This is a genomic window from Celeribacter sp. HF31, assembly GCF_011806455.1.
Taxonomy (GTDB): domain Bacteria; phylum Pseudomonadota; class Alphaproteobacteria; order Rhodobacterales; family Rhodobacteraceae; genus Celeribacter.
This window is the reverse complement of sequence record NZ_JAATOT010000004.1, coordinates 331,161-353,556: the sequence shown is the minus strand read 5'-3', so window position 1 is coordinate 353,556 and position 22,396 is coordinate 331,161. Positions and strand designations below refer to the sequence as shown.

The window sequence follows — 22,396 nt, the reverse complement described above, 5'->3', positions numbered from 1 at the left end:
TCACCTGACCAGAAGATAGGGTCCGCAGCACGTTTTGGCGTGTGCATTGCAGGTGTCTGGTGACCACATTCACCTGCGCCACGACCCAGGATGGTCAACCACTTGAGTTCCCGCGAACCAAGCCATTCTCAAGGGCAGATGCCGTAGGCCGTGCGCCACGACCTGTCCAAAACCGCGCCGCTTTATCGGTGGCTCTGCGGTTTGCTGACAAGAAAGAAGAAGATCTTGATAGAAATTTATTGGGGCACGCCCCTGTCTCTCCTCACATCGCCCGAAGGCGACGTACAGAAATTCGGCACCATCGAAAAAGCCCGCTACTGGCTTAGCCGCAAATGGCCGGTCTCCGACGACGCGCAGCAACGCGCACTGACGACGATTGACGCAGCCATGGACTGCATGGCACCCGTGGGCGAAGCACGCAAAGCGTTTATGACGGCTGCACAAACTGCGGGTTTCGTACCCGTGTTGCCAACGCAGAGAGTCGCATAGCCGACATCGTTGCCCCTCAAATGACTGCTTTGCAGCATTCCCTCAAGTCTGGGCGCTCGAAATAGATTGGGTCGCCTGGATTTGCGATCATGTCGTCGATCAGCTCAGGCATCAACTCCACCTCAGGCGACGCGACACCAATCGTTCCGTTCGTCGACGGACATTTGCCGCCCCCTGAACTTCCAGCTGACGCTCATGTAAGCGAGCTTCTTCGGCGCGCGCGGATTCGGCTCTATCTTCCATTTCCTCAGCACGAAGTCTTGCTGCTGCCGAGCCGACATTGCCTTGGCGCTCATATCTCACAGCATCAGCACGAAAACCTTGTTCACGGGCTTCGGCACGTTCTGCAATTTCTAGATGTTGGTCAACAAGCATTCCAAGGCGCTCGACGCGTTGACTTCGTGCCGTCTCCGCGACGATATATTTCAAGCGCCCCGTCCACAGGTTGTGCGTGGCGACGTGGTGGTCCTCCCCCACAGAGGTGGTTCACCTTACTCTTTAGGAAAACGAAGGGCCAAGATGGTTCCGAAGCGGCACAAGCCAGAAGGTAGTGTCACGAAGCTGCGGCAGGTTGAGGGGCTTGTCGGTCAAGGCACATCAAGGCCATGGATACTCCGCGACGGTCACCCCCATGGCGGAAAGCTCATCCACCACGAGACGACGATAGGCCACCACATCGGGCACCGGCTCGGCGCGGCGGTGGGTCACCTCTTCCTCTGTGAAGGGCTCGGGCGGGCTGCCGCTGTCGGTCGCCCCCCAGATGTCGAGGATATAGTTCATCACTTCGGCGATCTCGCCGTTGTTGAGCGAGGCGCTCACGACGCCCGGCACATGCATCATGTAGGTGCGGCCCATCTCGGTGCTGGCGATATAACCGACACTGTCGGGAAAGGCCGGGATGTCCCCCTCTGTCGTCCCCAAGCCCTCGAACCCGTGACAGCCCGCACAGCGCAGGATGTAATTCGTGTGCGGGCTGCGCGTGGGTTGATCGGCGGCTGCAAGCGCGGCGGGCAGAAGTGCCATCACAATGCTCAAAGATTTCAAAAGAGGCATGCTCATTCCTTTCCGTCCAAGGGCTTAATCGACAGCCGGGCGCATGGCACGCAGATCGGCATGAGAGGGACGCGCCTCCCGCGCCGCATCGAGAAGCGCCTGCGTCATGACGCCATCGGTCTCACCGAGCGTTTGCAACACCCAAGTGCCGATTTCGACCAGTTCTTCGTCGGTGGTGCTGGCCACTGGCGGCATGATCAGGCCGATGTACATCTGGCCCTGCACCTCCAGCTTGCCCGCCATTCCCGACACCACCACGCCAGCGAGATACTCGGGCGCGGTGTCGCCAAGGGCTTGCCAAAAGGCGGGCCGGTTCAACGGCGGGGCGAGGCCCGGATTGCCGATGCCGCCCGTGTTGTGACAGGCGGCGCAATGAGTGTTAAACAGCTCCTCCGGCGTCTCTGCCGAGACCGGGAGGGCGAGGAGGGCCATGGCGGTCGCCACAGCCCCCGTGAGTGTCGTCAAAAGGCGCACGTCAGATTACTCCGCCAGGCCCACAACCACGGAAACCGTGCAGTGATAGCCTTTGTCGGTATTCGCCATGCACCAGTTGATGTCGTTGTAGAGCCCCATGCGATAGCCCGGACGCTCGCCTTCGGAGGTGTAGCAGAAGGTTGCGGAATCCACCGACGGTTTGCCGCAGCAATCGTTGTAGGACACGAGGTAATCCTTGCCGTCGTCCGGGTTGGTGCAAGTGCCGACCCAGGACACCGACGACGCCGACGAGCCCGGAGGACATTGCGTCAAAGAGCCGCCGGAGGTCGAACACAGGTTGCCGTCGAGGGCACAGTGGCGCCAGTAGGCGCATTCGTCTTCCGGCAGCTCAGAGGCGTTGGCGCGACGATCAAAAGGCAGGATCGGGGTCGCAACGGCGGCGCCCAGAACCGAAGCCCCGGCCTTTGCCATAAAGCTGCGGCGGCCAAGGTTGCGCGCGGCGGTGCGGGCACCGGTTTCGACGCTTTTGTCGAGGGTCTTGAGAAGTTTATCGATCAGTCTGGTCATAATCAGATCCTTTCGGAGGAAAATTGAGTGGCGCCCATCTGCTGGGCGACCGCAGCCTGGTAAGAAGGGATGCCGGTCTCGGAGGCGGTGAACAGGCTTTCGAGCTGTTCACGAGAGTTCACGAGACCCTTGGCGCGCACCTTGCCGTCCGGCCCGATGAGCACGGCAAAGGGCAGTTTTGCGACCTTGAAGGTCATGCCGAGATCGGAGGACAGCGCATAAGGGAAAGACCCGAGATCTTCCGCCTCGATAAGCCGACGATGCGCCGCTTCGCGCCCGTCGGAGGCCAGCGCGACATCGAGCCAGCCCTGTTCATCGTCCCGGATCGATTTGATCGCGGGCAAGAGCGCCTTGCAGATCGGACAGGTGGTGGACAGGAAGAACACAAGCTGCGCCCGCCCTTCCGGCCCGCCCAATGCAAATTCCGGCCCGTTGAGATTGGGCAGGGTCATGTTCGGCACGGCTTCGTCGATGTCCGGCCCGCTGTCCGAAATCATCGCGCCGACCGGAGAGACCCGTTCGAACAGGATGCCGATCTGGCGGGCGAGCGCGAAGATGATCGCGATCTGTACCAGCACGACGACCCACAGGGCGATGTTGGAAAAGATAAGTATATTCATATCGTTCTGTCCTCTCTCATCCGGCCTGACGGATGTGGGGGAGATGGGAAGCGAGTTTTTCCACCACGCCGTAGATGGCGAAAAGCGTGATCCCGGCGGTGATCGCCATGATCGCCCCCGCAGGACCGACCGGCCCGGTGGCGATCATCGCGACAGCCAGCGCCATGGCGGTCAAAACGGCATTGCGCCCGAGGGTGAGGCCGGAGACGATCTGCGGCGTGCCACCGCAGCCACAGTCGATCTCCGTCTGCCCGCGAAGCAAAGCCGCCGCCATCAAAGCGCCGTAGCCCAGGAACAAACCTGCCGCCATCAGTCCGCCGAAGGGGCGGGTGAATGGGAGCAGGAGTGCGAGAACGGTGAGGGCCTCGGCCCCCATCAGTCCGCGCACGATCAAGGGCACCAAATGACGCGGCACAAGCCCATAGCCCTGCGCAAATCCCACCGTTTCATAGTAGGCCTGCCATTTGTGCCAGGCCGCGCGCGCCAAGACGAGCACGAGAAAGCTCGTCAAGGTTGCAGAGGTGAGGTGCGACAGGTCTCCCATCAGCGATCCAGCTCCATGATGGTCGGCCAGCCGGCGATGTTGAACTCTTCGGCCACCTCAAGGAAGACCTCGTCGCCCATCTCGACGGAGTAGAGATAGACGTCGCCTTCCTCATTGGCGCCATAGAGCATCGGCTCTTCGGTCTGGGTCACGATCAGCCCGTTTTCGTGATGCGCGGCGGCGCGTCCGACAACGGTTTTGCTGTCCATATCCACGGCCCAGATTTGCTCGGCTCCGTTTTTGTGCGACCCGTCATAGGACCCGGAGTGCATCAGCACGAAAGCGGTGTTGGTCGGCGCGTTATAGGCGATCAGCTCGGAACCAGACGGCGCCCATTTGCCCAGAACACCTTCGGTCAGGGCGAAGGTCTCGGACAGGACCGGCACCTCACCGCTGTCGTCGACGACATAGAGGTTGCCGTTATAGGACACGTAAACGAGGGTCTCGCCCACGCGCACGCCATTGGTGAAAAGCGCGTCGTCATCGACGTCAAAGATCTTCTCCGACTTGCCCGGATCGCCAAAGGTGCCATCGGCGGCATAAGCATAGGTCTGGAAGGTGCCATCCCCGCAGATCGTGGTGAACTTCATGCCGGAGGTCGAGGGGAAGATGCCCCAGCAGCCCGGCGTCGGAATTTCGGCCAGCGTGGCGCCCGCGGCGATGTCGATCACCGACACGGAGGTCGCGGGTGTCGCGTTTTGCGCCAGCGCATAGGCCTCATCGGAGGACAGCGTCAGAAGCGCCGGCTGGCTTTCCACATGGGCCATTTTATCGCCGAACTCGAATTCGCTTTTGATCTTGAGCGTGTCAACGTCCCAGGTGTGGAAGACGTTGGTGATCGGGCCATAGGTGTAGCGTTCGAAATAGACCGAGGTGGTGTACATCGTCTTGCCATCGGCAGAGAGCACCATCTGTGCGGTGGTGCCCGGGCCCATGTTGCCCTTCATCGCGAAATCTTCGGCGCCCAACACGTTGATCGAGGACGGGCCTCTCCACTCCTGAGAAAGCACGAACAGATTCGGGCCTTCGTCGATCGTTTCCTTGACGGTGAGGGTTTCGGGTTCAATGGCGTCTTGTGCAAAAGCCGGTCCGGTCAATGCAGCAAGCGCCACGAAAGCGGCGGTTGTAGATTTCATCATCTGTCTCCTGGTGATGGTCTCGCAATCAGCTTAGGCGCTGGCGATCAGCCCGCGCTATCCGCTTTGATCCGGCTATTTCGCTCATAAAATATGCGGCACGTGAATCTCGCCCTTTTAGGGTCCGCCAAGCTTGACGTGCCCCTCCTCCATGCGCCTTGAAGGAAGAAAAACATTCAAAATTGGATGCTTACAATGCACACATGTCTTAAGACCAAGACCCTCGTGAGAGAAGTTCAATATGACAACTTCGTCGACCAAGAGCGCGGTCTCGACGGTTGGAAACAGCTCTATCGGCAATTGTCCCCAGGGGCGTTCGAGGGGCACATCGCGGCATTGGAATGGGATGAGATTTCGCTCTACCGCGAGACAGTGAACCAAAAGATGGAGAACTTCTATCGTGTTCCCGATGGCTCCATCTGCGTCGGATTTTCGCTTGGCAAACGGCTGTCGATGGCCGGTCAGGCCAACGCGATTGGCGCGGGGACCGGCATGATCCATGTCGCAGACGAAGAGTATCACATCTTCACCGACAGCCATGCGGATTACATCATGCTCACCCTGCCCGACACCGCCCTCTCGGAAGAGATCGCAAGAGGGTCGAACCCTATTCCGCCGCAGGCCAGCCATGGTATCGCGGACTGGATGTTGACGCTGATAGAGAGTGCGCGTCAGGGTCTCGCGCAACAACCCGTTCTGGATCTGGCGCCGGATCTGTTGATCGACCGCATTTCGCTCTGGGCGCGTGACGCCATGCGACACCGCCTGCGCAAATCCCCACGCGGGTTGATGTCGGATATTCTTGCCGCTTGCGATACGCTTCCTTTCGAAAAGCTCAGCGTCAGCCATTTGTCAAAAGTGTTGGAGCGGGATCGTGCAGAGCTGCGGGCCTGCTGTCTGGAACGGACGGGGATGACGCTTGACGATATGCTCAAAGGGCGCCGTCTGAGCGAAGTGCATCGTTGCCTCCGCTTGTCAGACCCGCGTGACACGAAAGTGTCGGATATCAGCATGGAATTCGGTTACTATCATTGGGGTCGGTTTTCACAGACCTATCGCACCATGTTTGGCGAGCGCCCTTCTGACACACTGCGCCGTGACGCGCCCAAACATCACTGAGACGTGGATATCAGATCACCTGTCCGGATGAGATGCTCCCGCGGCATGGCGCGGATGATGTATATCGCGATCGGGCTTTGGAGCAGTCATCTGTTGTACGAGGCACGAAATTTCGATGAGGGTCGGTCGGCCCTCTCTCGTCTTAAAGTTGCGCTTATGTTGGCGTCGTCACGTCCTGCGCATTGCAATTTTTCGCTCTCAGTGTCAGTGGAGCAAAAGAGTGCGCGACATGCAAAATCTTAAATCGAATCACAACCTAAACCTCTGTTTTAAATCATAAATTCCACATCAAACTTAACTCGAAGCCATAAACATGCACGTTTGGAGCATATTGGGGCAAGCTGCGTCGCAAGGACGGGACGTTCATCGACGATGAAGAGGTTTCCGACCTCGACCTGAAGGAATTCTTCGAGAGCGAAAAGCGGATCGACGGTGTGGTTGACTGGATCATCGAGAACCACGACCACAAGACGCATAATCGCGACTTATCGGCTATCATGTGCGTTGGTTCCGTCGATGCCCTGACCAAGACCTATGAGGCGTTTCAGCGCAAGAAGAGCGAGGGCCAAGATGACCTGAAGGTCGCCACGATTTTCACCTTCGCGGCCAATGAAGAAGACGAGGACGCCAACGGATTGATTGGCGAGCCGGATGTCACGGGCGGCCCCGTCAGTGCCGCCACCCAGCACAGCCGGGACAAGCTGGCCGGTTATGTGGCCGATTACAACGCGATGTTCGGCACCAACAACAGCGTGAAGGACGGAAAGGCCTTTTACGTCTACTACAAGGCGCTGGCGAAGCGCATGAAATGGCGTGACCGGAAGGATTTCATCGAAGGCCAAGGCATCGACATCCTGCTGGTCGTCAACATGTTCCTTACCGGCTTCGACGCCAAGACCTGCAACACCCTCTATGTCGACAAAAACCTGCGCTATCATGGGCTGATTCAAGCATTTTCCCGCACGAACCGGATCCTCGGGCAAAAGAAATCGCAGGGCAATATTGTCTGCTTCCGCAACCTCAAGGCCAAGGTGGACGAGGCCATCGCGCTGTTCTCCAACAAGGATGCTGACGAGACAATCCTGATCGCGCCCTACCAAGAGTATGTTGACCGCTTCAACGAGGCGGCGATGGAATTGCTCAAGATTGCACCGACGCCGTCAGCTGTGGACAAGCTGGTTTCAGAGGACGACATTCTCGCCTTCGTGCGCGCCTTCCGCGAGCTGATCCGCATCCGCAACGTTCTGACCAGTTTCACCGAGTTCAGCGATGACGACCTATCTCTGGACGCGCAGCACTTCGAGGACTTCAAGAGCAAGTATCTCGATATCCACGACCGTATGAAATCGGATCGGGATGACGATCAGAAGGCCTCCATTCTCAATGAGGTCGACTTCGAGCTTGAGTTGATCCGGCGTGACAACATCAACGTCGCCTATATTCTGGCCTTGCGGGCCTCTGTCGTCGCGGAGCAAAGGGAAGCCGAGGACGCGCAGGATACTGCGAGCAAGACCAAGACCATTCTCGATCTGCTTGGGTCAGAGCCCCGCCTGCGCAGCAAGCGCGAGCTGATTGAAGAGTTCATCACGGCCTACCTGCCGACCATGAAAAGTGCCGCACAAACAACAGCGACGTTCGAAGAGTTCTGGGCAGAAAAGTGCGAAGCGGCGTTCCAAACGATTTGCACAGAAGAAAAGCCGGATCGTGAGGGGTTCGTCGGATTGCTGGACGCGTATCAGTTTTCCGGCAAGCGCCCGCTGACCGATGAGGTGATTGCGATAATGATCGAAGTACCGGGCATCCTTCAACGCAAGCCCTCTGCTGAACGCGTCGTCACACTGATGGTGGACTTGCTCGAAACCTTCGATGAGGGAATGGGTGATATTTAGGGCGTGGAGTTTCTTAACTCGACTACAAGGGCGGGAAGCGGACATTCGCTGCGCGCGATACTAGCGTCGGCTTTAGCGCTCAGCAAATCAGAGCGCCCGCCAACCAGAGGTCAGCGGGCGTTGTTTTTTTTGGCCTTTGATGAGGTTTCGATCAGAACGTAAAGGCGACCTCGAAGGACAGGCCGTAGCTGGACACCTCCGTGTCGCCGCCCAGACCGTCGACGAAAGCTGCCCCGGATGTTCTCAAGCCGCTTCCGTTATCGTAGCTCAGGCCGATATCCATACGGCCACGATGCCCTTCCTCTTCGGTGATATAGGCACTTGCGGCGCCGCTGCCTTTCGTGTGGCTGTAGATCCCGGAAATTCCGAAATCGAGCATCAAATCCCCCTCGGGTACAAGGATCGGCACCTCGAAATCCAGCCCGGCGGCGAGTTCGGTGAGGGTCACCTTTTGCTCCGGCACAACCGTGCCGCCGCTGACATAAGCGTTCTGGGAATCGCTGACGTGGCTCAGTGTCAGGTTGGGAATGAGGGTCCAGCCCTTGTCCATCTTGACACGCCCCTGCGCCCCCAATGAGGCCAGCATCCGGTCGCCCGAGAAGCTGCCCGTTTGACCCGTGGACAGGGTGATGTCGTTGTCGGTCTCGCCGAACAACAACCGCCCATCGACAAAGAACGGATGATCGCCGATCTGGGAGGCAAAATACGGGCCGACGAGCCAGCCGGTGCCTTCAACTTTGGTCCCTTGCGCGTCTTCTTGTTCCGCCATGTCATATTGCACCATCGCGCCGATGATCGTGCCTGAGGACAGCGCCGTGTGGTAGCCGAGAGACGCGAGACCGTAGCTCATGTCCTCGGTGTCGCTGTCCGACCAGGACCCCGACACTGCGATCCAAAACGGACCGTTTCCGCGGGAACTGAGCGCGAACTCACCGCCACCGCGCGAGACACTGACGGAGGCATTGCCCGCATTCTGCCCGGTGACGAAACGGGACACATCAGGCTGGTTCTGGATCAGGCTGCGCGCACGCGCTTGCAAGAAATGTGCGATCGCTTCGCTTTGCTCCGCCGATGTGTCGAGCTGCGCCAGAGCGGAGGCCGCCACGGAGGGCTCGCCCGTCATGTCACGCGCGGCACCGTCTGCCACCGAGACGGTGACATCACCGCGATCGTCCGGCGTGATGGAGACCGAATAGACCGACCCGCTGCCGGTGAGCGCGCCCATCGTCGCGTTGGTGAGGGAAATATCCGATGCTTCGAAACCGACAACAGATTCTGTGAAGGTAAATGTCGCAACGAAACTTTCGCCACGCGTGATCGTCGTCGGAACGCCCGAAATCGTCAGGCTCGGCGCAACGCCGTCGGGTGCCACGGAAATGATGTTCGAGGCGCTGTTGCCATTGCCCGCAGCGTCGAGAACCGTGTCCGCGCGCAGTTGGATGGACTGCGCAAAGTCCGTCCCCTTGGCCTGAAGAGTGTAGCTGTCACCGTTGCCCGAGAGGGAAGAGAGATCGACATTCGTGGTGGTGAAATCGCCCAGATCGAGACCGGTCACATCCTCATCGAAGGTGATCGTTACCGTGTAAGGCGTGCCCGGGAAGTCCGGCGTTGCCGTGAGCGTCGGTGCAGGGTCGGTCAGATCGGCAGTGTTCGTGACGGCTGTTGCCGCCGCGTTGCCAAGCCCGGACAGATCCGTCACGGCATTCTCGGCGAAATTGACCGTCACCGTTCCGTCCGCGTCGGGTGTAATCGTGGCCGTGTAAACGGTCGTGCTGGTTTGTTGCAAATTCGAGGCCGTGCCATTGCTGACCAAAATGTTGCCTAGGGCGACCCCTGTCACTTCCTCGGAGAAGGTCATCGTCAGCGTGAAAGGCGCATTCACCAAGCCGCTCGGCATATCGAGCGTCACCGTCGGACGGGTGATATCCGCTGTGGTCGTCTCTGTATTGGAAGCGATGTTGTCGTTGCCCACGGCATCGGTAGCAACCCCCGCCGGGACGGACACGGTGACCGTGCCGTCGGCATCGGGCGTGATCGTGGCCGAATACTCACGTGCAGAGACGGTTTGCAGGTCCGAGGCAACGCCATTCGTCACGGTGATGTCGCCAAGCGTGAAATCGTTCACATCCTCATCGAAGCTGATCGTAGCGGTATAGGGATTGCCCGGCCCGTTGTCGGTCAAACTCACGACCGGCGTCGGGGCGGTCAGGTCGGCAGTGTTGGTGATGGCCGTCGCTGCTTCGTTGCCGAGACCGGCCGTATCCGTCACGAGGTTCTCTGGGAAATTGACCGTGATGAGTCCGTCTGCGTCGGGTGTGATCGTGGCCGTGTAAACGGTCGCACTGGATTGTTGCAGGTCAGAAGCCGTGCCGTTGCTGACCGAAATATTGCCCAACGTCACTGCGCTCACCTCCTCGGAGAAGGTCATCGTCAGCGTGAAGGGCGCGTTCACCAGCCCCGTGGGCATATCAAGCGACACGGTGGGACGGGTCACATCCGCCGTGGTGCTCACCGTGTTGGAGGCAGTGTTGCCGTTGCCCGCCGCATCCGTGGCAGCGCTTGCAGGCACCGACACGGTGACTGTGCCGTCGGCGTCGGGCGTGATCGTGGCCGAATAGACCCGCAAGGAGACGGCTTGAAGGTTCGATGCCGTGCCATTCACCACGGTGAAATCGCCAAGCGCAAATCCAGTCATGTCCTCATCGAAGGTCACGGTCACATCGAAGGGTCCGTTCACCTCGGAAGGGATCGCGGAGAGTTCAGCGGTCGGCGCCGTCACATCCCGCGTGCCGCTGAGTGTGGCGCCCGTGCCCGAATTGCCAGCGCGGTCAACGGCGGCGGCATCCGCGACGGAGACCTGAAACGCACCTGTCGAGCTGAGGGTCAAATCGGCGGTATAGGTCGACCCGCTGCCGCTGAAATTCGAGAAAGAGCCGGTGCCAGAACTGAGGGTCAGATCGCTCACGTCGAAACCCGTTACGATTTCGGAAAAAGTGAAGGTGAGCGGGATCACCGATGCGTTGGTTGGAAGCGGCGAAGACGTGGTGATCGACAGCGTCGGGTCCACATTGTCGGGACTATAGGCCTCGTTCACATCGAGGACGCTGAAATCTGTCATGGCATTGCCCGCCAAATCATAGATGGTGGAATCGCTCCGTGGAACAATCTGCACAAATCCGGTGCCATTGGTCACAGGGTAAGAGAACTGCACCCTGAAGCGATAGACGCTCGGTGTGATCTGGGCCGCGGGGAATGCCGCAGGATCGACATTGCCAACACTCGTAGAAATGACAAAATCTGCATAAATATCGAGATCGGTGACATCTTCGGTGAAGGTCACCTCCCACACCACTTCCGTCTCACTGGTGTATTGGCCCAGAGGATCATAGCGGGTGATCGACTGGATGCGTGGTGGCGTTGTGTCTGTCGCCTGTGCGTTGGCTGTCTCGCTGAGTGCTGTGATGCAACAGAGCGTGACCAAAGCCAGTGAAATGTGTTGTAGAAAACTTCGTGCGGTCATCTTCTTCCCCATACAACAGGGGCATGAAGAACAAACAACATACCCCAATGGTGACGCGATCCTTCGATCACGCCGCATACATTGGGCCAGTTGCTTGCGACGGAAAGACGCAAAACCGCGTCCTTGGATCTTCCCTAACGCCGACATTTTACCGGTGAGGCCAGTTGCACCGGAGGTTCTCAAGCAGCGGCAGCTTCCACCTTTGAAAGCAATCATGAAAGTGTCTATTGGTATGTCTTGAAAAAACAATGGACTGTGCGGTGTTTTGGTCACTGTCCTCTGAGGCCGCGGAACTCCGTTGGCTGCGGCCCCTACTTGATTTAGAGCAATTTTGCATTGCGCAACGAATGCCCGATTTGGGAGAGTGCAGTCATCCGCAGCATATTTCACGGATGTCGGCTTTGGGTCGGAAGCACTAAAGGTCAACCGTCGCCAGCCCCGCCCCTACGGCTCTTTTGGGCGAGAGCGGGCCGGGGTTGGCTCAGCTCTCAACTGCAATCCTCGGAAAGCACTCACACCTGCGTCCGTCGCTTTATGGACGCCGTGCCGACTGTAATGTGGACTCGATGCCGTTGGGTTTTGGAATACGCACTCTCAGCCAACCATGTTTTCTGCCAGAGGTAATAGGCAGACTGGCCGATCGGCGGGCCTTCCAGAACCGCGAGGGTTTTCCATATCTTTGTCCCTTTGTACCCTGCCTCAATCATTTGGATGGCGACTGCTTTTCGCAGATCTGTCATGCTCGGTTTGCGCCCCAAGCGTTGAGGGAGGAGAGCTTTTCCGCATCCGCAATGGCCGCGTCCATCACCGTGGCTGACACAAGCATCCCCCGGTCACTGAGGCCGTTCTTCATCTCCGACGTGAGTTCGCCGCTGCGCTTAAGTTGGCGCGTAAGCGTGGAAATTGGGATGCCTGAACGCTTTGAGGCCACACCCACGGTGAGTAAACGCGGTGCCCCGCAGGTTTCGCCCAGGAGCGACGTCCCCTCCGGCACATAGAAATGATCCAGAACATAGTCACGCATGAGATGCCGCAACACGTCGAAGTCAGGATCGTTTCGCCGTGCCCGCAATTCCGCGATCACCGGGCCAAAGATTTTCGAATAATCTGGTTTCTGGGATTTGGGCGCCGACGTCCGGATGGTATCAAGTGCATTCCGAATGGCGTCCGGCCCGTATTTTGCAACGGCGTACCCTGCCGCACCAGCCTTGATCCAATCGAGAGCAGAAAGTAGGTGCGGACGCGCTTTTGACCCGAATTGCAGCAGGGTTCCGAGCGCTTCGCAAAACGAAGAAACCGCATGAAACTCGAAGCCGTCGAGCCAATCCTGTCCGCGACCCAACCTGATCCGATCTGCGAGATAGACCTCTAAGCTAAGGTCTTCATCTGCCACCTCGGTAATTTCGCCCGGCACCCAGCTTTTGATATGCTGCGCAAAATCATGGACGGATTTGCTATTGCCCGAGACCTCCAATGGGACAAGCGCCACCTTATTTTTTAGACAGCAATGCAGGCTCGACACCTGCCAGACGCCCCCTTTGAAAAGCGCCATTCCGAGCATCATCCGTGCGGCCTTCGAGCACGCAAGCAGGACAGACCTGCCCGCCAGAACGCGTGAACGCCGTGGCCTTGATCCGCTCTGCCCCAAGCCGGAACCAACCTTGTTGATCAACGCGCGGGGTATTGAATCGAAGCGTGTCGAACTCAATTCCGGTGAGGTCTGCGATATGCGCGACTTCGGCATCGAAACCATTGCAGAGGTTCAAAAATCCAATACGCTGGTCGCTACACAGAGCTTGTAGCGATGCATAGCCGTTGTTTTGGGCGGCACGACTGGCCCGCGATGTGGCCGTTTCGCCATCCGCCAGTCTCGTCGCGATCGGCAGGGGCGCTCGACACCCGTGCACGACAGCATCCCGCCCGCCTCGCGCGGGGGATTTCCTGATGTTGTCCATTTTTAATGAGCAGTCATGTCAAATGCGGCGCATCCGACACCTGCTGTCCCTTCATTCCGTTTCAGACAGGCCTTCCGGCGGCGCAGACGCCGTCGAAAGGTTGACAATTCGCTGGATGTGGGAGATGAATAAGAAAATCGTCGCTAATCGATTTCAAGAGGCCTTGGGTTCGCAAGATCCAAGGTCTCACCCTATTCAAACCACATGCACAAAGACACTCGCTCTATCGTGACGATAGGGAATTGCTCTCGATGCTTTTGGATGATTAGTATCTTACGTCTCTAGATCATTGTGATCTCCATACCTGTCATAAAACAGTGTCTCGACGGGGGTCGACAAGGCCGTCGCAAGCGCTTGCTCGACACGCCGCGAGCGCGACGTCCCCAGACTGACTTCAGAGACAGAACTAGGCTTGATCCCCAATTCTGCAGCGACGTTAGAAAAGCTCGTTCCGGCGATGCGCAAAGCACACTTGATTTGCTCATGGCGAACCCTATTAACGCGCATTTTCAACCTCCTTCCCACCCTTCTTTATAGGTGGAGAGAATCACTGAACGCAGCCAGCCCGCCAAGCCCAAAAAACCACTCAAGAATTTGTTTTTAAACGTAAAAACTTAGTCTTGATTTGATGCTCAGTTTTCAAATCAAGACCCATTTATCGAGCCAGAACTCAGTTTCATCTCGAAACAAAGATATCGCCACAAAACCAGGTCTTGAACTTGAGCCCGACAAGACCGTCACGCCGCTCAACCGCATGGCTTCGTATAAAGTCAGAATTCAGGGGCAGTCTTCGAATTTTAATGGTGGATTGGCGAAGAATGGGCGGATTGCGGACCTTCTCTGCGCCCTGGACGAACGGCAGCGATATGCAGATAGCTGCCGCTGATGGACACCTTTCTTTAGATAGCTCACGTCATTGCGCGCCCATGCCGCCTAGATTCAGTAGACCGCCCGAGCACGGAAGCATATGCGATCCGGGTACATTCCATTGTTCATCACCCGAGCCCACAATCTGAATGTGACTTGATCGGGAGATTGACCTCTAAATGCGCGCCGCCCAATTACACATGGCAAGGTGCCTTCACGTTTGAAATCTCACCCGAAAACGTGGCACTCAGAGCCTAAGGGGGAGAGAATCCTATGTCTGAGATGAAATCACGCATTCGCTTGCTGACGCCATATCTGATAACTGCCGCGCTTTTTGCGGCAGGGTCCTATGCGCTTTACCATCTTTTGCGCGACGTACAGCTACATGATGTCATGGCCATGGTGCGTGCGACACCACTCACAACGCTCTGGCTCGCGCTTCTTTGTACATTTATCGGCTATGTCGCTTTGATCGGGTACGATTGGTCCGCGCTCAGGTATATTGGGCATCGCCTGCCGTTCCACGTCACAGCTTTAGGATCATTTCTGGGGTATGGGATTGGCAATACCGTCGGCGCGGGGCCGATTACGGGAGGGGCGGTGCGCTATCGCATTTACTCGGCGTTGGGTCTCTCTCCACTCGATATCGCGGGGATATCGTTCTTCGGCTCTGTTTCCTTTGGCTTAGGCTCCACAGTGATCGGATTGCTGGCGCTGGCGTGGCATCCTGATGCGCTCGGAAGCATGATCTTGTGGGCGCCCTCTCTGGTTCGCTGGAGTGCGCTGTCGGTTGTCGGCGTCGTGATCACCAGCTTGGCAATTGTGACGCTCCAAAAGAAAACTGTGACCGTGCGAGGCGTGACCCTTGCCGCGCCCTCGCTTGGGCTTGCCTCTGGGCAATTCGTGTTTGTCACCCTCGAAACGATTATGGCGGCGTCGACGCTCTACCTGCTTTTGCCATCCGACAATGTCAGTTTTGCGAGTTTCCTTGCGATCTATGCAATCGCGGTGATGGCCGGGGTGCTGAGCCACGTCCCTGGTGGCGTCGGTGTCTTTGAGACAATCATCATTGCCGCCTTGCCTGCTGATGTTCCAGTCACAGAGATTGCCGCGGGGCTTCTTCTGTTCCGGCTGATCTATTATCTCGTGCCCTTCGCGCTGGCCCTCATCTTGATGGCCCTTGGTGAGGCGCGGCTCCTCAGGCAGCGTCTCGGCCCGACCCTCGCCCCGACGCAAAAGGCGATTTCCGCACTGATGCCGCTGGCCATGTCCGCAATGGTCTTTGCCTCGGGGGTCCTCATGATGTTGAGGTCCTTGCTGCCCACCGCGAGCGAATGGACCGAAGAGCTCGAGGTTCTTTTGCCTCTCGGTTTCGTCGAGGGTGGGGCGCTGTTGTCGAGTGCTCTTGGCGCCTGTCTTTTGGTGATTGCGCATGGGCTTTTGCAACGGGTCGAAGGGGCGTGGTGGTTGGCGATGGGGGCCCTGCTCGCCGGAGCCGGAGTCAGTGTCGCCCATGGTCTGGATTATGACAGGGCGGTCATCCTTTTGGCGGCGGCTCTTGTGCTTCTTCCGGCGCGGCACGAGTTCTATCGCGCGACACGGCTGACACACAATATCTTGAGCCTCCGATGGGTCTTGCTGATCGGCTGCCTCTCCGGCGCACTGGCGGGGGTGTTCTTTTTCGCCCACAAAGCCGTTCCTTATGAAACGAGCCTTTGGTGGCAATTCGCATCTGACCATGCCGCGCCGCGTTCTATGCGCGCTGGCCTCGTCGGACTCGTCGTTATGGTTCTCCTCCTGATGCGCTATGCCCTGAGGCCCTCCCGTCTGGGCGATCTGCTTCCCGATCCCGAGACGCTAGACCATGTGGAAACGATTGTGCACTCTCAGGACCGTCCCGAGGCCTGCGTCGCGCTGACCGGCGACAAGGCTTTTCTGTTCTCGGATACCGGAAACAGCTTTTTGATGTATCGCATTCAGGGGCGTAGCTGGATCGCGCTACACGATCCGATCGGTAAGCCGGAAGAGTTTCAGGCCTTGGTCTGGGATTTCCATGATGCAGCCTATGCGGCCAATGCACGCCCTGTTTTCTATGCGGTCTCTGCGGCGTCGGCGACAATCTGGATTGATATGGGTATGGTTGCACATAAGTTTGGCGAAGAAGCCGTGGTTGATCTCAACGAATTCAGCCTCGAAGGCGCTTCACGCAAGCGGCTACGCACCGCCTATAACCGAGCGCTTCGCGACGGATTGGGTTTCGAGGTGCTCTCCGCTCCGCATGGGGACAATCTCCTGTCCGAATTGAAAGACATCTCAGACGGCTGGCTGAAGGCCAAAGTCGGTGAGGAGAAAGGCTTTTCGGTCGGCAGTTTCGACACCCGCTATCTGAACCGCACCCCAATCGCGGTGGTGCGCCACGAGGGAAAGATTGTGGCCTTTGCCAATCTCTGGGTCACCGACCGTAAGCACCGCGCCTCACTCGACCTCATGCGGCACAGAGACTCCATCCCGAACGGCACGATGGATTTCCTGTTCACCTCACTGCTGTTGCATTTCAAAGACGACGGTCACGCCGAGTTCTCACTCGGCAATGCGCCGCTTTCCGGACTCGAAGCGCGTCGCGGGGTGCGCATGAGCACCCACCTCGGCGCCTTCGTTTATCGGCATGGCGGACAGTTCTACAATTTCGAGGGGCTGCGCGGGTTCAAACAGAAATTTTCGCCCCGTTGGGAGCCTGTCTATATTGTTGTGCCCCCTCGCGCGAACATCATGGCCGTGGCTCATGACCTCATTGGCGTGATCGGGTGAGGCAACGCGCTCAAACGTCAGGCATTCGCCGAGTAGACCGTGAAGGATCACAAAAGAACTGCGAGCGGAAGTTCTCTGTGTCAGGCATGAATGGAATGTCCGGGCCCACGATGAAGAACCTCTGGCAAAGGGCGATATCTCCGCTTCAGATCTCCAACTCGAAAACGCACATATCACCCGAGGCTTACGCAGCAAGTCCGATACATTTGTCACACGACATTCAGAGCAGAAGGAGCCTGAACAGAAATGGGCAATGACGATTAAGAGAGGGAACCGGCACGGGTCGCTCAACGAGTAAAAGTAGATCCGAATCTCTACGCTTCGGCCAATCACTCAAATGCATTTCCCCAACATTAGGTTTGGAACACACAAGATTTTGCAACAGCCACTTGGCCTCAATCCCCAACCTATGAATCCCCGGACTGCATCAGGCCGGGGATTTCATTTATTTACGTACGACGCTCACGCTGCCAGGTCAGTGCGAGATCTTCGATCATATCCTCCTGACCACCGACCATACCTCGCTTGCCCAATTCCATAAGCAATTCGCGCGCCGGGATGCCGTAGCGTTCCTCCGCCCGCTTCGCGAAGAGCAGGAAGGAGCTGTAGACACCTGCGTAACCGATGGTCAGAGAGTTGCGGTCCACCCGGACAAGATGGTCCATCATCGGCACGACAAGATCTTCGGCGACATCCATGATACCGAACAGGTCGACCCCGGTCTGCGCGCCCATACGGTTGAAAACCGCGACGAGCAGCTCCATCGGCGCGTTGCCCGCACCGGCACCCAGACCGGCTGCAGCCCCGTCGATGCGGTTCGCCCCGCATTCGACGGCAGCGACCGAATTGGCAATCCCCATACCCAAGTTATGGTGACCATGGAAGCCGAGTTCCGTCTCCGGCGACAGCGCCTCGCGCAGCGCGATGATCCGCGCTCTTACATCGTCGGGTAGCATATAACCTGCGGAGTCGGTGCAATAGATGCAGTTGGCGCCATAGCTTTCCATTTTCAGCGCTTCTTCCACCAACCCTTCGGGGCTGTTGCGATGCGCCATCATCAGGAAACCGACCGTGTCGAGATCGGTCTGGGCGGCAAATTTGATATGCTGTTCGGCGACATCCGCCTCGGTACAATGCGTGGCGACCCGAACGCCGGAAATCCCGAGATCCATTGCGCGTTTGAGATCGTCCAGAATGCCGATGCCGGGAAGCAGCAGCGCAGAGACTTTCGCGTTTTTCATATGCGGGATCACCGCGGCGAGATATTCGTCGTCCGTGGCCGGGGCGAAACCGTAGTTGACGGAGTTGCCGCCCAGACCATCCCCATGGGTCACTTCGATCCAGGGCATCCCTGCGGCGTCGAGCGCCTTGGCGATGGTGATCATCTCCTCGATGGAGATTTGTTGGCGCTTGGCATGCATGCCATCGCGCAGGCTCATTTCGTGCAATGTGACGTTGCGGCCTTCGATGCTCATTCTGGCCTCCTTCAAGCGCGTTTGGGCAGGGCGATGTCACCGCCTGCGATTTCTTGTGCGAACATTTCAGCCGTGCGCAGCGCGGCCGAGGTCATGATGTCGAGATTGCCCGCATATTTCGGCAGGAAATCCCCAAGCCCCTCGACCTCGACAAAAATCGAGACGCGATTTCCGTCGAACACCGGGCCATTCACAAGCGTGTAGCCCGGCACATATTTCTGAACCTCCTGGACCATCGACTTGACGGATTCGGTGATGGCGGCTTCGTCGGGCGTGTCCTCGGTCAGAACATGAATGGTGTCGCGCATGAGAAGCGGCGGCTCAGCCGGATTCACAACGATGATCGCCTTGCCTTTCTTTGCACCGCCGACATTTTCGATGGCGCGGGCAGTAGTCTGGGTAAATTCGTCGATGTTCTTGCGCGTGCCAGGCCCGATAGACCGCGAGGCCACAGAGGCCACGATCTCGCCATAAGCGACCGGCTGAACGCGTGAGACGGCGGCGACCATGGGGATCGTCGCCTGACCGCCACAGGTCACCATGTTGACGTTCATTTCAAGCTTGGCGGCATGTTCCGCAAGATTGACCGGCGGCACACAGTAAGGACCGATGGCGGCAGGCGTCAGGTCGACCATGAGAACACCCTTCTCATTGAGCTTACGGCTGTTCTCGGCATGGACATAGGCCGAGGTCGCATCAAAGGCGATACGGATGTCATCGGCCTCAACGGCCTCAAGCATTCCATCGACCCCCTCTGCGGTGGTTTTGATACCCATTTCCGCCGCCCGCTTGAGGCCTTCAGAGGTCGGGTCAATACCAACCATCCAAACCGGCTCAACCCATTCGGAGCGCTGCATTTTCATCAACAGGTCCGTTCCGATATTGCCGGGACCGATAATCACGGCACGCAGTTTCTTTGTCATCGTGCAATTCCTTTGAGTTTACATTCCGAAGAGGGCCGGCAGGCCGAGAGACAGAGCGGGCACATAGGTGATCAACGCCAGGATCAGGAGCATCACCCCAAGAAAGGGCGCCGCTGAGCGCATGAGTTTTTCCAGAGGAATGTTGCCCACGCGCGAGGCGACAAAGAGGTTTACGCCCACAGGCGGCGTCACCATGCCGATCGCGAGGTTGGCGATCATGACAATGCCGAAATGGACCGGATCCACCCCCGTCGCCACAGCGACCGGCAACAGGATCGGAGTGAGGATGATGATCGCGGCGAGCGTCTCCATGAATGTGCCCACCACCAGCAACAGCAGGTTGATCAGGATAAGGATCATCAGCGGGTTGCTCACCAACTGCGTAATGAAATCCGCCATCATCACCGGGATGCGCTCGATCGCCAGAACCCGCCCGAAGATCGTGGCCGCCCCGACGATCAGCATGATCGTGGCCGAGGTGAGCGCCGAGGACGCAAAAATGTGATGCAGGTCCGCGAATTTCAATTCGCGATAGACGAAAAGCCCAACGATGAGGCCATAGATCACACCGATCGCGGAGGCCTCTGTGGGCGTGAAGACACCGCCATAGATGCCGCCTAAGATCAGGACGGGGACCATGAGGGCCCATTTCGCCTCCCAGATGGTGACGACGATGTCCTTGAAGCTATGGCGTTCCGTGCTGCGTTCGATGCCTTCGCGGCGCGCCTGGAACCATGAATATACGATAAGAGCAATGCCGATCAGAGCCCCCGGCACGACACCGGCCATGAACATTTTGGTCACGGAGACATTGGCCGACGTGGCATAGATCACCATCGGGATCGATGGCGGGATGATGACCCCGAGGCTCCCCGCAGAGGCGATAAGCCCGCCTGTGAAGGGCGGGCGATAGCCCCCTTTGGCCATCGCGGGCATCAGGATCGCGCCAACAGCGGCCACGGTGGCCGGACCGGAGCCGGAGATCGCGGCAAAGAACATACAGGTGACAACCGCGATGATCGCCAAGCCACCGGAATAGCGCCCGAAGAGCACGAGCCCGACCTTCAAGAGCCGTTTGGACAGGCCACCGTGCCCCATGAGATCGCCCGCGAGCACAAAGAAGGGCACCGCCATCAGGGGAAAGCTGTCAATCGAGGTGACAAGCCCCTGTGCGATATAGCTTGAACTCACCTTGCCACTGACCAAAAGCGCCAGCGTCGAAGCCAGCCCCAAGGCGATGCCGATCGGCACCGACACCAGAAGCATGACGAGGAACGGAATAAAGAGCAGAGCAGAAATCATTCTTCGGCCTCCGGGGCGCGACCACGCAACCGGGCGATATCGAGCACGATGTGTTGAATAAGACGGATCACCACGAGACCAAAACCCACCACCGGCGCGGCATAGACATAGGCCATCGGGACCCCCAGCGAGGACGAGGTCTGACCGAAGCCATAGATTTTCGCGGTGAGTTTCGTCCCTTCCCAAATCACCAGAGCGGCAAAAAGGCCGAACACGAGATGGATGAGAATGCGCACCAGGATCTGGCCACGATGCGGCAGCAGATCGCTGAAAGCTGTGACGCGGATATGCGCCTGCTTTCGAACGCCGTAGCTCACCCCGATGTAGGTTGCCCAGATGAACAGATAACGCGCCAATTCTTCTGACCAGGTCAGGGAGGCTTCCATCACATAGCGCATGAAAACCTGAAGTCCGATGAGAAGAGTCATTGAGGCAAGAAGAGCGACCAGAAGCGTCTCTTCGAGTTTCTCGTTGATGAATTTCAAGGGGATACTCCAGTCAATAGGAGGTCGGTCTGACCGAGCGCGCACTGCAGTGTCGCGCTCGGTCCGTTTGACTTATTCGCCGTTGGCAATGGCCATGATGCGGTCCACCGCCTCCGCACCGATTTTCTTTTTCACCATCTCGATGACCGGGCCCATACGACCGGCGAACTCGGCCTGTTGTTCTGCCGTAAGCTCGACAAAGGTAATCTCAGGCATCGCGGCTTCGGCCTTGTCGTCGGCGTCCTGCGCGAGTTGGCGTTGATAGGCTTTGGACTCCGCGAAGACCTCTTCGAAAATCGCACGATCCTCATCGGACATCCGTGCCGTCACTTCCGGGTTCATCAGCACCACAAACGGGGAATAGATGTGGTTCGTCTTGGTGATGTACTTCTGCACTTCGAAGAACTTCATGTCATAGAAGAGGTTGATCGGCCCTTCTTGTGCATCGAACGTGCCCTGCTGCAGTGCGGTGAACAGCTCAGAAAACGCCAGAGGCGCCGGGTTTGCCCCCTCTTCACGCCACGCCGCGATATGCACCTCGTTTTCCATGGTGCGCATTTTCATGCCCTCGAGATCGGCGGGCGTGTAGATCGGCTTCACGTTGTTGGTCAACTGACGGAAGCCATTTTCCCAATAACCAACGCCATGTAGGCCGACGCGCTCAAGGCTGTCGAGAAGGCCTTGACCAACCTCACCGTCCAGCACGCGGTAGACACTTTCGCGGTCCTTGAACAGGAACGGAATATCGAGCGCGAAATACTCTTTGTTGAAACTGCCGAGCGGCGCCGAGGACACAAAGGCCATATCCAGATTGCCGAGCTGCAGGCTCTCGATCAATTCGCGTTCACCACCAAGCTGCCCGTTCGGAAAAATCTCAAGCCCGATCCGGCCTTCGGTTCTTTCACGCATTTGCTCGTCGATAAACTCAAGTGCGAGGTGGCCGGTGTTGGTGGCCGATGCGGCATGTGCCGCTTTGATCGTCAGCTCAGGTTCAGCCACCGCCTGCGTCGCCCCCAAAGACGTCGCCAAAAGGCAAATCGCAACAGCCGTTTTGCGCAGGCTTGTGCCCGCGTTGAAGTGAATCATGGAATCCTCCCAGGTTCAGTCATGTGAGCCCACTCGTGCGGACCCATTTCCTCCGGCAACAACAGGATAGCCCTGCCATTTCCCTTGAACCTTCTAACGATTCAAATCATCTTATGTCAAATA

General features: G+C 58.0%; 21 protein-coding genes. 5 read left to right on the top strand and 16 right to left on the bottom strand.

Features of this window, described 5'->3' with window-relative positions; translation table 11 throughout:
• The first annotated feature begins 225 nt into the window (after positions 1-225).
• Positions 226-489, top strand: a complete 264-nt coding sequence (locus HCZ23_RS10730; RefSeq protein WP_175580896.1) for a DUF982 domain-containing protein — start codon at positions 226-228, stop codon at positions 487-489.
• Positions 490-600: 111 nt separating this feature from the next.
• Here HCZ23_RS10730 and HCZ23_RS10725 read toward each other — a convergent pair whose 3' ends face one another.
• The 7 genes from HCZ23_RS10725 to HCZ23_RS10695 all read right to left on the bottom strand — a co-directional run bounded on the left by HCZ23_RS10725 (position 601) and on the right by HCZ23_RS10695 (position 4,847).
• Positions 601-918, bottom strand: coding sequence for a hypothetical protein (locus HCZ23_RS10725; protein WP_167601711.1), 318 nt, complete (start codon positions 916-918; stop codon positions 601-603).
• Positions 919-1,086: 168 nt separating this feature from the next.
• Positions 1,087-1,512, bottom strand: coding sequence for a cytochrome c (locus tag HCZ23_RS10720; RefSeq protein WP_167601710.1), 426 nt, complete (start codon positions 1,510-1,512; stop codon positions 1,087-1,089).
• A 54-nt stretch (positions 1,513-1,566) separates the two neighbouring features.
• Complete coding sequence (locus HCZ23_RS10715; protein ID WP_167601709.1) at positions 1,567-2,016, bottom strand: c-type cytochrome; 450 nt, start codon at positions 2,014-2,016, stop codon at positions 1,567-1,569.
• A gap of 6 nt (positions 2,017-2,022) precedes the next feature.
• Positions 2,023-2,544: a methylamine dehydrogenase light chain gene (locus HCZ23_RS10710; protein ID WP_167601708.1), complete on the bottom strand. Its 522-nt coding sequence runs from the start codon at positions 2,542-2,544 to the stop codon at positions 2,023-2,025.
• 2 nt (positions 2,545-2,546) lie between these two features.
• Positions 2,547-3,164 carry a redoxin domain-containing protein gene (locus HCZ23_RS10705; protein WP_167601707.1) on the bottom strand — a complete coding sequence of 206 codons (618 nt, stop codon included), beginning with the start codon at positions 3,162-3,164 and terminating at the stop codon, positions 2,547-2,549.
• Between the two features lie 16 nt (positions 3,165-3,180).
• The gene (locus HCZ23_RS10700) at positions 3,181-3,708 is read right to left on the bottom strand and encodes a MauE/DoxX family redox-associated membrane protein (protein ID WP_167601706.1); all 528 of its coding nucleotides are present in this window, start codon (positions 3,706-3,708) and stop codon (positions 3,181-3,183) included.
• Positions 3,708-4,847 carry an amine dehydrogenase large subunit gene (locus tag HCZ23_RS10695; RefSeq protein WP_217703172.1) on the bottom strand — a complete coding sequence of 380 codons (1,140 nt, stop codon included), beginning with the start codon at positions 4,845-4,847 and terminating at the stop codon, positions 3,708-3,710. Before HCZ23_RS10695 ends, HCZ23_RS10700 begins: the two co-directional genes overlap by 1 nt.
• A 222-nt stretch (positions 4,848-5,069) precedes the next feature.
• Here HCZ23_RS10695 and HCZ23_RS18325 point away from each other — a divergent pair, with 222 nt between their 5' ends.
• Positions 5,070-5,963 carry a helix-turn-helix domain-containing protein gene (locus HCZ23_RS18325; RefSeq protein ID WP_167601704.1) on the top strand — a complete coding sequence of 298 codons (894 nt, stop codon included), beginning with the start codon at positions 5,070-5,072 and terminating at the stop codon, positions 5,961-5,963.
• Between the two features lie 434 nt (positions 5,964-6,397).
• Positions 6,398-7,852, top strand: coding sequence for a type I restriction endonuclease subunit R (locus HCZ23_RS18105; RefSeq protein WP_167601703.1), 1,455 nt, complete (start codon positions 6,398-6,400; stop codon positions 7,850-7,852).
• 151 nt (positions 7,853-8,003) lie between these two features.
• Here the strand turns inward: HCZ23_RS18105 and HCZ23_RS10680 are convergent, their stop codons facing one another.
• From HCZ23_RS10680 to HCZ23_RS10665, 4 genes are all read right to left on the bottom strand, one after another.
• Positions 8,004-11,372 (bottom strand): Ig-like domain-containing protein, encoded by a 3,369-nt coding sequence (locus HCZ23_RS10680; protein WP_167601702.1) that lies wholly within the window; start codon positions 11,370-11,372, stop codon positions 8,004-8,006.
• A gap of 736 nt (positions 11,373-12,108) precedes the next feature.
• Positions 12,109-12,936, bottom strand: coding sequence for a hypothetical protein (locus tag HCZ23_RS10675; protein WP_217703171.1), 828 nt, complete (start codon positions 12,934-12,936; stop codon positions 12,109-12,111).
• On the bottom strand, positions 12,863-13,327 hold the full coding sequence (locus HCZ23_RS10670) for a TniQ family protein (RefSeq protein WP_167601700.1): 465 nt from the start codon (positions 13,325-13,327) through the stop codon (positions 12,863-12,865). Before HCZ23_RS10670 ends, HCZ23_RS10675 begins: the two co-directional genes overlap by 74 nt.
• Before the next feature lie 273 nt (positions 13,328-13,600).
• Positions 13,601-13,834: a helix-turn-helix domain-containing protein gene (locus tag HCZ23_RS10665; protein ID WP_167601699.1), complete on the bottom strand. Its 234-nt coding sequence runs from the start codon at positions 13,832-13,834 to the stop codon at positions 13,601-13,603.
• Between the two features lie 121 nt (positions 13,835-13,955).
• On the opposite strand from HCZ23_RS10665, the gene HCZ23_RS10660 reads away from it, so the two are divergent.
• Complete coding sequence (locus HCZ23_RS10660; protein ID WP_167601698.1) at positions 13,956-14,213, top strand: hypothetical protein; 258 nt, start codon at positions 13,956-13,958, stop codon at positions 14,211-14,213.
• Between the two features lie 254 nt (positions 14,214-14,467).
• On the top strand, positions 14,468-17,002 hold the full coding sequence (gene mprF, locus HCZ23_RS10655; protein ID WP_167601697.1) for a bifunctional lysylphosphatidylglycerol flippase/synthetase MprF: 2,535 nt from the start codon (positions 14,468-14,470) through the stop codon (positions 17,000-17,002).
• 449 nt (positions 17,003-17,451) lie between these two features.
• Here the strand turns inward: mprF and dmpG are convergent, their stop codons facing one another.
• From dmpG to HCZ23_RS10630, 5 genes are all read right to left on the bottom strand, one after another.
• Positions 17,452-18,477: a 4-hydroxy-2-oxovalerate aldolase gene (dmpG, locus tag HCZ23_RS10650; RefSeq protein ID WP_167601696.1), complete on the bottom strand. Its 1,026-nt coding sequence runs from the start codon at positions 18,475-18,477 to the stop codon at positions 17,452-17,454.
• A gap of 11 nt (positions 18,478-18,488) precedes the next feature.
• On the bottom strand, positions 18,489-19,400 hold the full coding sequence (locus HCZ23_RS10645) for an acetaldehyde dehydrogenase (acetylating) (protein ID WP_167601695.1): 912 nt from the start codon (positions 19,398-19,400) through the stop codon (positions 18,489-18,491).
• Between the two features lie 18 nt (positions 19,401-19,418).
• Entirely contained in the window at positions 19,419-20,702 is a 1,284-nt protein-coding gene (locus HCZ23_RS10640) for a TRAP transporter large permease (RefSeq protein WP_167601694.1), read from the bottom strand.
• Positions 20,699-21,187 carry a TRAP transporter small permease gene (locus HCZ23_RS10635; protein WP_217703170.1) on the bottom strand — a complete coding sequence of 163 codons (489 nt, stop codon included), beginning with the start codon at positions 21,185-21,187 and terminating at the stop codon, positions 20,699-20,701. The genes HCZ23_RS10640 and HCZ23_RS10635 overlap by 4 nt, the downstream gene beginning before the upstream one ends.
• A gap of 72 nt (positions 21,188-21,259) precedes the next feature.
• Positions 21,260-22,273, bottom strand: coding sequence for a TRAP transporter substrate-binding protein (locus HCZ23_RS10630; RefSeq protein ID WP_167601693.1), 1,014 nt, complete (start codon positions 22,271-22,273; stop codon positions 21,260-21,262).
• Positions 22,274-22,396 lie beyond the last annotated feature (123 nt).